General features: G+C 37.5%; 7 protein-coding genes. 6 read left to right on the top strand and 1 reads right to left on the bottom strand.

Annotation, left to right across the window (positions count from 1 at the left end):
• Positions 1-51 precede the first annotated feature (51 nt).
• Positions 52-1020, top strand: coding sequence for a polysaccharide deacetylase family protein (locus tag DUT70_RS02960; RefSeq protein WP_113645803.1), 969 nt, complete (start codon positions 52-54; stop codon positions 1018-1020).
• A 226-nt stretch (positions 1021-1246) separates the two neighbouring features.
• Here the strand turns inward: DUT70_RS02960 and DUT70_RS02955 are convergent, their stop codons facing one another.
• Positions 1247-1816 (bottom strand): hypothetical protein, encoded by a 570-nt coding sequence (locus tag DUT70_RS02955; protein ID WP_113645802.1) that lies wholly within the window; start codon positions 1814-1816, stop codon positions 1247-1249.
• 464 nt (positions 1817-2280) lie between these two features.
• Between DUT70_RS02955 and DUT70_RS02950 the strand changes: the two genes are divergently transcribed.
• The 5 genes from DUT70_RS02950 to DUT70_RS02930 all read left to right on the top strand — a co-directional run bounded on the left by DUT70_RS02950 (position 2281) and on the right by DUT70_RS02930 (position 11654).
• Positions 2281-3897: a CTP synthase gene (locus DUT70_RS02950; RefSeq protein ID WP_113645801.1), complete on the top strand. Its 1617-nt coding sequence runs from the start codon at positions 2281-2283 to the stop codon at positions 3895-3897.
• Between the two features lie 21 nt (positions 3898-3918).
• On the top strand, positions 3919-5724 hold the full coding sequence (gene yidC / locus DUT70_RS02945) for a membrane protein insertase YidC (protein ID WP_113645800.1): 1806 nt from the start codon (positions 3919-3921) through the stop codon (positions 5722-5724).
• Positions 5725-6001: 277 nt separating this feature from the next.
• Positions 6002-8902: a S9 family peptidase gene (locus DUT70_RS02940; RefSeq protein ID WP_113645799.1), complete on the top strand. Its 2901-nt coding sequence runs from the start codon at positions 6002-6004 to the stop codon at positions 8900-8902.
• Positions 8903-9038: 136 nt separating this feature from the next.
• A complete protein-coding gene (locus tag DUT70_RS02935; RefSeq protein ID WP_240432008.1) occupies positions 9039-10223 on the top strand; it encodes a DUF2817 domain-containing protein in 1185 nt (394 codons plus the stop codon).
• A gap of 153 nt (positions 10224-10376) precedes the next feature.
• Complete coding sequence (locus DUT70_RS02930) at positions 10377-11654, top strand: nucleoside recognition domain-containing protein (RefSeq protein ID WP_113645798.1); 1278 nt, start codon at positions 10377-10379, stop codon at positions 11652-11654.
• Positions 11655-11686: the final 32 nt, after the last annotated feature.

The raw sequence follows: 11686 nt of genomic DNA, 5'->3' as shown, positions 1-11686 counted from the left end.
AGGGATTGGGGTTCCTGAGAATCCTAATCCCTTTTTAAATAGCGCTTTGAAATGAAAAGGTTTGTCACGATACTTTTTTTCATCATCATTAGCATTGAGCATATCCAAGCTCAAAACACCATCTATCATTATACGGTCTACTATGGAAGTGCTCGCGATCAAGGCCAACAATTAATCATTCTTCGAAAATTCCGTCAGTTAAACAAAACCAAGTATTTTGCAGTTAACGTCAACAGTTTACAGACGCTACTGATCGACTCAACAGCCGTTTCTGTAATTCCTGCTACTTGGTATCAATTAAGCACCACCTTTTCTAAAACCCCCTATTATAAGGCCATTGCAAAAGCCAATGCTCAATCATTCAGTTTACAAGATGCTGGACTCATACACGGCTTTCCAAAAGAACAAGGCATTACCTTAACCATTGATTTATGTCCTTCCCATAAACCCTTAGATAGAAGTATTTTTTCTTCACTGGTAGCTGCTTATGCTAAAGTTGAGCAGCCTGTTCCAGTCGCTTTATCTATTTCGGGAAAATTCCTGCTTAACCATCAAAATGACATCAACTGGTTGAAGCAATTGGAAATCAATGGACAAATTAAAATTACCTGGATCAATCATACGTTTACCCATTATTATAGCCCAAAAGAACCTTTAGCAGATAACTTTCTGCTAAAACCTGGCACTAACATTTCATACGAGGTGTTGGCTTTAGAAAAGGCTTTATTGAGCAGTGGTTCTCTACCCTCTGTATTTTTCAGGTTTCCTGGTTTAGTTTCAGATAATACGGTGGTTCAAAACATTACTGGCTTTGGGTTAATTCCCATAGGTAGCGATGCTTGGTTGGCCAAAGGCCAGACAGCCAATAACGGTAGCATTGTATTAATTCACGGTAATGGCAATGAACCACTTGGTGTACAGGATTTCATTAAATTGTTGAACAGCAATAAAAACAAAGTGTTAAAGCAGCAATGGCTGATGTATGATTTGGGAGAAACCGTGAAAGATGAATTTCAGTAATCCTTACTACAGTGCAAATACTTTTTTTATCGCTGACTCTTGTCATCCTGAACACAGTGAAGGATCTCAAAGTTTATATAATCCAAAAGTAGATTACTTTTAGTATCGGAATGACAAACAACGAAAACAAAAAGATTGCAGTGGATCGCAAGGTTTAACAACACCTCATAAGCTTAAATGGGGATGATATTGATTAACCTACTAGGTTTTAGGTAGTAGTTTCGATCTAAAAAACTTCATCTCTAACAGCTTTTGGCAATAGCTTTTCCATAATAATTCGCTGTTCAGGTTCAATATTTACAAACTTCCAGTCAGTAGCACCATTTGTAGATATAGCTATGGATTTCTTTTCAGCATTGATTTTAAAAAAACCAGAAGCTTTGTCTAAAGTTACGTTTTCACTTCCAAACTTATTCGCCAGTCCAACTTTCATCAAATCGTATTTAGTGCTGTCCATTTGGTTAAATTTCATAGCAATGTTAGAGTTATATTTAAAAACAACATAATGTTTACCCTCGACAATCAATGGTTCGTTAAATTTTTTAATGCTAAAATCCAAAAACTTAAAAGTGAATTCGCCAGAATTGAAAAGCGTATTAAACATTTTAAGCATGTCGGCCTTTGGCACTATGGTAAACAGATCAGGATGGACATAATCGAATGCTTTTTCTAGCTGACCTTCTCGCATCAGGTCGCAATAAACTTTAAAACTAGTGTTGATATTTTCCCTATAAGTTTGCGAAAAGGCAACGTTGATCAGCAATAACAAGCTTAGCGTTAAGAATAGTTTTTTCATCATCATTTTTAGAATTCAACGCAAGTTAAAATTTAATATCTAAACCTCGCAGTTTTTAAAAACCTGCGAGGTTTAGATATTTGTTTCTTGTAGAAACTTTGTTAAGTAAACCTGATAGTAGCGAAAATACTTTTTGTTATTTGTCATCCTGAACGCTAGTGAAGGATCTCAAAGTTGATGCAGTCCAGAAACAGATTCCTCCTAACGTCCGAATGACAAAGAACCAAACAAAAAGATGGTAGCGGATAGCAGGACTTTGGAAGCGATGAAAACACCAGCCTTCCTTTTAAAAACCAAAAAAAAGATATAAACAAGGTCAATTTTTAGGTTATCATTTGTAGGTCAATACATTGCCGTTTTAAAAAATATATTATCAACAGCGCAGAAACAACAGCAATATTTTCTTACCTTTGTATCCCGTACAAAAAGCAACAAAATGTATTTGTTGCACCAAAAATTCATTCATGACTAAGTATATTTTTGTTACGGGCGGTGTTACTTCCTCATTAGGAAAAGGCATCATCTCCGCTTCTTTAGCTAAACTTTTACAGGCCAGAGGTTACCGAGTAACCATCCAAAAGTTCGATCCATATATCAATATCGATCCAGGAACTTTGAATCCTTATGAGCACGGCGAATGTTTTGTTACCGAAGATGGCGCAGAAACAGACTTGGATTTGGGACATTATGAGCGTTTCTTGAATGTGCCTACTTCACAAGCAAATAACATTACTACAGGTCGTATTTACCAAAACGTAATCAACAAAGAGCGTCAAGGTGAATTTTTAGGAAAAACAGTACAGGTTGTTCCGCACATTACGGACGAAATTAAGCGCAACATGCGTATTTTGGGTGAAAGTGGCGATTATGATATCATCATCACTGAGATTGGCGGAACCGTTGGTGATATCGAATCATTACCATTTGTAGAGGCAGTGCGTCAGTTTAAATGGGAAGAAGGCAACAATAATGCCATCGTAATCCACTTAACCCTAGTGCCATTTTTAGCTGCCGCAGGCGAGCTGAAAACTAAGCCAACCCAACACTCTGTTAAAGCATTATTGGAATATGGTATCCAACCAGACATCTTGGTTTGCAGAACTGAACACCATATTAGTCAAGACATTAGAAGAAAAATCGCATTATTTTGTAACGTTAACATCAACGCGGTAGTCGAATCGATGGATGCATCAACGATTTATGATGTGCCTTTGTTGATGTATAAAGAGCAGTTGGACAAAACGGTGTTGAGCAAATTAAAGCTTCCTACCAAGGCTGAGCCTGATATGGAAAGCTGGAAAGATTTCTTAGGTCGTTTGAAAAATCCTACTTCTGAGGTAAAAATCGGCTTAGTGGGTAAATATGTGGAGTTGCCAGACGCTTATAAATCGATTACAGAGGCTTTTATTCATGCTGGTGCTAAAAATGAATGTAAAGTTCGCGTAGAGTATATTCCTTCAGAGAGTATCTATGCGGAGAATGTAAAAGAAAAATTGGGTCATTTAGATGGCGTGTTAGTGGCTCCAGGATTTGGTAGTCGTGGTATTGAAGGGAAAATTGAGGCCATTAAATATGTAAGGGAAAACCATGTACCTTTCTTTGGAATTTGTTTAGGAATGCAATGCTGTGTAATTGAATTTGGTAGAAACGTGTTAGGTTTAGCTAACGCCAATACAACTGAAATTGATGAAAATGCACCGCATCCAGTAATTAACATGATGGAAGAGCAAAAAAGCATTACTACCAAAGGTGGCACCATGCGTTTGGGAGCTTATCCATGTGATGTTAAAAAAGGCACAAAAGCTTTCGCTGCTTATGGAAAGCAACATATCTCTGAAAGACACCGTCATCGTTATGAATTCAATAACAAGTATTTAGAACAATATGAAGCAGCGGGAATGATGGCTTCAGGGATTAACCCAGAGAGTAATTTAGTGGAAATCGTAGAATTGAAAAACCATCCTTTTTTCGTAGGTGGACAGTTTCACCCAGAATTAAAATCGACAGTTGCTAATCCTCACCCACTTTTTATTAAATTTGTCGCCGCTGCAATGGAGTATGCGAAAAAGAAAACGAATTAATAGTAGTATCAAAACAATATAATGGATAAAAATACCTTCACGGGTCTGTTCCTCATTATGATTATTTTGGCTGCTGGTGTGTTCTTTATGAGACCATCAGAAGCTGAAGTTAAAAGAGAACAGCAGGTTCAAGACTCGATTAAAAGAGCAGGTGCTAAGCCCGCAAACAATCAAGCAAAATCACAAACGCTTACAGCCGCTACTACTACCCCAACGGTAGATTCGGCTGCATTAAAAGGTCCTTTTGGTGGCAACATCAGTGGAACTGAGCAAACTACTACTCTTGAAAACGAAAACCTAAAAGTTACTTTCAGCAACCTAGGTGGTAAAATTCAATCTGTAGAAGTTAAAAACCAAGAAACTTATGGCAAACAGCCAGTAGTTTTATTCAGCGGTAACCAAAATAAATTTGGCTTAAAGCTTAACATTAACGGAAAAATAGTTAATACCAACGACTTATATTTTACAGCAACAAAAACTGGCAATGGCATTACCATGCGTGCCAACTATAGTGCTGATAAATATGTAGATTTCATTTATACCGTTCCAGCTAAAACTTACAATGTTGATTTTAACATTAGCCTTAATGGTTTAAACCAAGTATTGCAAGGAAACAATGTTGCTTTGAACTGGGAAACTACTTTGTTGCAACAAGAAAAGGATGCTAAAAAAGAGCAGGAACACTCTGGCCCGTATTTTAAATACGCTGGAGAAAATCCTGATCATTTAAATCTTCACAAAGACGAGAAAAAAGAGATTACAGAAGGAAAAATTGAGTGGTTCTCGTTCAAGCAGCACTTTTTCACTTCGGTGTTAATTCCTGCCGTACCTTTTGAAAAAGGAGATTTAGAAGTTAAAGTAGCTACAGAGCCTGGAAAAATCAAATGGTACAATGCTAACATGCAATTGCCATTCAATCAACTAGCAACTCAAAACTATAGCTTCAAGTTTTATTTTGGAACTAACAAGTTCAATATCTTGAAAGATCAAGGTCATGAATTAGAGAAACAAATTGACTTGGGTTACTGGCCATTGAAATACATTAACCGTTTTGTGGTTTTACCTGTATTTAACTTCTTAGAAGGTTTTGGATGGGGCTACGGTCTAATCATTTTAGTGTTGACTATTCTTTTGAAACTTGCCATGTCGCCATTAACTTACAAATCGTATGTTTCTATGGCCAAAATGAGGGTTTTAAAACCTGAAATGGATGAGATTAAAGCAAAAGTTGGCGAAGACAACCCTACCCTTTTACAACAAGAATATTTGAAGTTGTACAAACAAGTAGGTGTTAATCCACTAGGTGGTTGTTTGCCAATGTTACTACAATTACCTTTTGTAATGGCCTTCTTCTTTTTCTTCCCTAACTTATTTGAGTTGAGAGGTGAAAGTTTCCTTTGGATGAAAGACCTTTCTACTTATGATAATTTCATCAACTTTGGTTTTACCGTTCCTTTCATTGGCGACCACTTGAGTTTGATGTGTATTTTGATGACCATTTCTACATTGATCTACACTTACTTTAACAACCAAATTTCAGGTGCTACTGGTCAAATGAAATACATTGGTTACATTATGCCAATCATTTTCCTAGGGGTATTAAACAGTTACCCTTCTGGTTTGAACTACTATTATTTCTTAGCAAACATGTTGACTTTCTTACAACAGTTTTTGATTAGAAAAATGGTAAATGATGATAAAATTCATGCGATATTGCAAGACAATAAAGCAAAACCTAAAGTAGAGAAAAAGAAATCTGGTTTCCAAGCTCGTTTAGAAGACTACATGCGTCAACAACAGCAACAAGCAAATCAGAAAAAGAAATAGTTGAAAACATCACAACAAAACAAATAAATGAAAAGCACCAGCAATGGTGCTTTTTTTTGGTTCTATTTCGTCATTGCGAAGAGTGTAACGACGCGGCAATCTTTGTCAAAAGATGCATTAACGCAAAGATTGTTTAATACACTCAACTATTCGTCTAGCTTTTATGATATGTTGATTAAACTTTGTAAAATTTCCCTTAACATTTGTTTACGGCCTAGTTTATTATCATTTTTAACTTAAATTAACCGACAAATTAAACTGACTTTTTAAAAACAACATGCAAAAGAAACTCTTTTTGTTTTTTGTGCTATTCAGCAGTGCTGTGTATGCACAAAAAAAGCCACTAGATCATAGTGTTTATGATGGATGGGAATCCGTGGGTGCCAAACAGCTCACCAACAATGGTGTGTGGGCGGCTTATGCCATCAACCCACAGGAAGGCGACGGTAATTATTATTTTCAAGAAACCATTACGCCAAGTGGACGTAAAATAAAAGTGCCCAGAGGTACTAATTTGACGTTTAGCAACGATTCTAAGTTTGCAGCACTTGCTATTAAGCCACTTTTCAAAGATGTGAGAATGGCTAAAATCAAGAAGAAAAAACCAGAAGAGCAAACTAAAGATACTTTAGCGATTTTAAATTTAACAACGCTAAATGTAACCAAAGTACCTCGTGTAAAATCATTTTCGTTTCCAGATAAAGGAGCTTCCGTAATTGCATATAATTTAGAAAAGCCTCTAGACACTTCAAAAAGAACCAGACCATCAACACCTCCTACGGAACAAAAAAATGACTTGGATTGGCTTTTTGCAGATGAAACTCCAGGTGCTGGAGCGGCAGCTAAAGAAGGTTCTGATTTGATCGTTAAAAACCTAACTACAGGTATTGAAAAGACCTACAAGTATGTCACTGATTATACTTTCAGCAAAAATGGAAAGTTGTTAGTATTTGCAGCTTCAGGTTCTAAAAAAGATAAAGATGCTAAGCACGGCGTGTTTTTGTTAGATACCGAAAAATGGACGCTAAAAACCTTGGTTAAAGATAAAGGCAACTTTAAAGGTTTCACATTTGATGACGAAAGCGAACATTTAGCCTTTTTAGGAGAAACAGATCCTGAAAAGAAAGAGATTAAAGATTACAACATTTATTATAATTCATTAACCTTAGACACTGCCCAGATTTTAGTGGACAATGAAAGTACTGGAATACCTGCTAAATACGCAGTAAGCGGCGATGGAAGAGTTACTTTTAGCAAAGACGGTTCAAAATTGTTTTTCGGCATTGCACCTATCAAAAAGGCAAAAGATACTACTTTGGTAGATTTTGAAAATGCTAAGCTTGATATTTGGGGTTACAAAGATGATTATTTGCAAACCGTGCAGTTGAAGAACGCCGACAGAGAATCTAAAAAAACATACCTTTCTGCCATTGATGTTTTCAGCTCAGATCCAAAAGTTATTCCATTAACTGATGTGAAACTACCTGACGCAAGCTTAGTAAATGAAGGCGATGCGGCTTATGTATTGGCATCAACAGACTACGGGAATCGTATTGCTTCTCAATGGACAGGCGGTACCAAAAGAGATTACTATTTGGTAGATGTTAAAACAGGAAGTCGTAAAAAAATTATCGAAGGCTTAAATGGGAATGTTCAAGCATCACCAGGGGGCCAATATATCCTTTATTTCAACAAAGAAAATGGCAACTGGTACACTTATCAAGTGGCAACTGGCAAAGTAACCTTGTTGAATAACAACATGGCGGTAAAATTTGCTGATGAAGAAAATGATGTACCTGATTTTGCGAGCAGCTATGGAATGGCAGGTTGGACCGAAGAAGATAAATTGGTATTGATCAATGACCGTTACGATGTTTGGGCTTTCTCTCCCGATGGAAAATCAGCACCTAAAAACATTACCATTGGTTTTGGTCGATCAAACAACATTACCCTTCGTGTAGAAAGAATTAGCGTAGGTGGTGATCGATTAATGGGCATGAGAAATACTGGCGGCAACAGCGATGATCGTTTCTTCAAAAAGAATGAAGTGTTGTATTTCGATGGCTTCAACAATGCGACTAAGGAAAATGGTATTTTCCGTAAAGCCATTAACGACAATAAGCTACCTGAGCAATTGGTAATGGAGAAAGCCAAATTCTCTTCATTGGTAAAAGCCAAAGATGCAGATTTGTTTATTTACGATAAAGGAAGCTATATCAACTCTCCAGATGTTTATATCTCGAAAGACTTTAAAACATCAACCAAATTAAGCAGCACCAATCCTCAACAAGCTAATTACAACTGGGGAACTTCTGAACTAGTGAAATGGACTACTCCAAAAGGCTATAAATCGGAAGGTATTTTGTACAAACCAGAGAACTTTGATCCTAACAAGAAATATCCGATGATTGTTTATTTCTATGAGAAGCTTTCTGACGGACTATACACTTATCAAGCGCCTGCCCCTACGCCATCACGTTTAAACATTCCTTTCTTCGTAAGCAATGGATATTTGGTTTTCACACCAGACATTAGCTACGAAATAGGCCACCCAGGAAAATCAGCCGAAGAATTTATCAATTCTGGAGTTGAATATTTGAAAAAGAACGCTTGGGTGGATGGCACCAAAATTGGTATCCAAGGCCAAAGCTGGGGTGGTTACCAAGTAGCACATTTGATTACCGTAACTAACATGTATGCAGCTGCTTGGGCTGGCGCTCCTGTAGTAAACATGACTTCAGCTTATGGTGGTATTCGTTGGGAAAGCGGTATGAACCGTCAGTTCCAATATGAAAAAACACAAAGCAGAATTGGTGCAACTTTATGGGAAAAACCTGAGTTATATATTCAAAACTCACCTTTATTCAACTTCCCTAAAGTAAACACACCAGTAGTAGTAATGGCAAATGATGCTGATGGCGCGGTGCCATGGTACCAAGGGATTGAAATGTTTACGGGTTTACGTCGTTTGGGCAAACCTGTTTGGTTGCTGAACTATAATAACGAAGCCCATAACCTAGTACAACGTCAAAATAGAAAAGATATCCAAATTCGTGAGCAACAGTTTTTCGATTACTATCTAAAAGGTGCTAAAGCGCCAGTTTGGATGGTAGGCGGTATTCCTGCTACCGAAAAAGGTAAAACTTGGGGTTTTGAGCTAACAGACGAAAAACCTTAATACTTTGTCATTTCGAGCGAAAGCGAGAAATATTAAGCCGTCATTTCGAGCGGAACGTAGTGAAGTCGAGAAATCTTTGGACTAAAAAAGTTTAAAGATTTTTCTCCCGAAAATTCGGTGCTACATTCCAATCAAAATGACGGCTTTTTTTTATTTTTATACCATGCACATCCAAACCATCCTAACCAACTATTCAAGCTTCCAAGAACAAACCTTAACCAATCGTTTTTTCAAACACGAAGACATTTTACCATTAATCAAACAGCTACCCCCCACCTTTACGATAAGTACGTTGGGTAACTCTGTTAAAGGAAGAAGTATCAACGCTGTGAAATGGGGAAATGGAAAAACTAAGGTAATGCTGTGGAGCCAAATGCATGGCGATGAAGCTACAGGAAGCATGGCATTGTTTGATTTATTCAACTTCCTGCAACAGGATAATCAAACGGTGAAACTGCTCGATGAAAACTGTCAGCTATTAATGATTCCCATGGTAAACCCTGATGGCGCGGCAGTATTCACCCGCAGAAATGCACAGCAAATCGACATCAATAGAGATTTTATTCAAACCGCTAGTCCCGAAGCAAAAATATTAAAGCAAATCAGAGCTGACTTTGAACCCAATTTCGGCTTTAACCTGCACGACCAAACGACATTGTGGAGTGTGGATGAAACATTGAAACCCGCTACCCTGTCCTATTTGGCGCCAGCTTATGATAAAGCACTTTCTGTAAATCAAACACGTGAAAATGCCATGTTGGTGATTGCTGATATGTTCAAAGAGCTTGATCCTTTATTACCGCAACACATTGGGCTTTTTGATGATGAATACGAGCCACGTGCCTTTGGAGATAATTTCCAGCATGCTGGTACCTCCACCATTTTAATTGAAGCAGGAGGCTATCCAAATGATCCAGAAAAGCAACAGATCAGGAAGTATTATTTTGCCTCCATCCTATCAGGATTAACATCCATTGCGAGCAAAAGCTATGAAAATCAAAACACTGCTAATTACTTCGCTATTCCTCAAAACAACAAGCAAATCTTTCATATGATGATTCATAACCTCATTTTGGATGGAATTAAAGTAAGTGTAGGTGTTAATTATGATGAATGTCCGAATGACAATGGCATGAGCACTTACAAATCTTACAGTATCCAAGATATTGGAGATTTGAGTTTCTGCGATGCCTATGAAGTTTATGATGCGCAACACTGCCAATTAAAAGGAACAATCACTTTCAATAAAGCTGCAGATTTTGAATTATTAAAGGACGAGCGAAGTATATTAGCTTTCAAAGACGGAATTTTAACAGTATAGATTTTTTGCCACAGATGCACAGATATATTTAATGAAAAATCATTCCCAATTAAATCTGTGTATCTGTGGCTATCTTTTTTCAATTAAATCCATTAGTATTTGCGGTAAAATACTGCAAAAACACTAAATTCAACGCATTAAACTAAACAACAAATGGCATTAAGTAGAATTTGGTCCGCATTTATCATTGTCGCTATTGTAGTAGCTGCAATTAAATGTTTCTTTTTCGGACAAACTGAAATTTTTAGCTGGATGGTGATAGGCAAAGCCGATGACCCTACCAACCTAACCAAAGTTGACGGCGTGATACAAACATGTTGGAATGCCGTAGAAATGTGCTTGAAACTCATTGGTGTGTTGGCCTTTTTTATGGGCTTAATGAGCATTGCTGAAAAAGCAGGCGGCATTCGTCTATTGTCAAAAATTGTAGGCCCTTTTTTCTCGAAATTATTTCCAGAAGTCCCTAAAGGACATCCCGCTACAGGACACATGGTGATGAATTTCTCTGCCAATTTATTAGGATTAGACAATGCGGCCACCCCTTTTGGTTTAAAGGCCATGGAAAGCTTGCAAGAACTTAACCCAAATAAAGCAACAGCCAGCAACTCGCAAATCATGTTTTTGTGCTTACATGCTGCTGGTTTAAGTTTAATCCCTGTAAGTGTCATTGCTCTAAGAGCTTCTTCAAATGCTTCCGATCCTACCGATATTTTTATTCCCTGCCTAATTGTAACCTTTGTGGGAACTTTAACGGCCATGTTAATCGTCTCGTTCAAACAAAAAATTAACATCTTCCAACCCATTATTTTAGGATGGATATTAAGCATTAGTGCCGTAATAGGTTTACTGGTTTGGTATATCACTACACTAGGCTCCAAAGAGATAACTTCTTTTTCTGGCCTATTGAGTAGCGGCGTGATCCTATTTATAGTATTGGCCATTCTACTAGGTGGCGTTTATAAAAAAATTGATGTTTTCGATGCTTTTGTAGACGGGGCCAAAGGTGGATTTGAAACCGCAGTCAAGATTATCCCTTACTTAGTCGGCATGTTAGTAGCCATTAGCATGCTACGCACCAGCGGTACTTTCGATGTGGTGATTTTAGGAATCAAAAACTTCTTTACCTTTTTAGGTGCAGATACCAGATTTGTAGAAGCATTACCAACGGCATTAATCAGACCTTTAAGTGGTGGTGGCGCCAGAGGGATGATGGTGGATACAATGACTGCCTATGGTCCAGACTCTTTCGCCAGCAGGCTATCTGGTATTTTCCAAGGTGCTGCTGATACAACCTTCTATGTAATTGCCGTTTACTTTGGTTCCGTTTCTGTTAAAAATACCCGCTATGCAGTGGGCACCATGTTATTGGCAGATTTAGCAGGTGTTTGTACAGCCATTGGTTTAGCGTACCTATTTTTTGGGAATAGCTAGATAAATCAAATTTTGTTCTATAAAAAGAAAGC

Origin of the sequence: Pedobacter chitinilyticus, assembly GCF_003313385.1 — a bacterium.
GTDB classification, from domain to species: domain Bacteria; phylum Bacteroidota; class Bacteroidia; order Sphingobacteriales; family Sphingobacteriaceae; genus Pedobacter; species Pedobacter chitinilyticus.
This window is presented reverse-complemented; position numbering and strand designations above follow the sequence as displayed.

Coding starts and splice junctions, on each gene's coding strand:
- DUT70_RS02960 (WP_113645803.1), top strand. CDS start 52: ATGAAAAGGTTTGTCACGATACTTTTTTTCATCATCATTAGCATTGAG.
- DUT70_RS02955 (WP_113645802.1), bottom strand. CDS start 1,816: ATGAAAAAACTATTCTTAACGCTAAGCTTGTTATTGCTGATCAACGTT.
- DUT70_RS02950 (WP_113645801.1), top strand. CDS start 2,281: ATGACTAAGTATATTTTTGTTACGGGCGGTGTTACTTCCTCATTAGGA.
- yidC (WP_113645800.1), top strand. CDS start 3,919: ATGGATAAAAATACCTTCACGGGTCTGTTCCTCATTATGATTATTTTG.
- DUT70_RS02940 (WP_113645799.1), top strand. CDS start 6,002: ATGCAAAAGAAACTCTTTTTGTTTTTTGTGCTATTCAGCAGTGCTGTG.
- DUT70_RS02935 (WP_240432008.1), top strand. CDS start 9,039: ATGACGGCTTTTTTTTATTTTTATACCATGCACATCCAAACCATCCTA.
- DUT70_RS02930 (WP_113645798.1), top strand. CDS start 10,377: ATGGCATTAAGTAGAATTTGGTCCGCATTTATCATTGTCGCTATTGTA.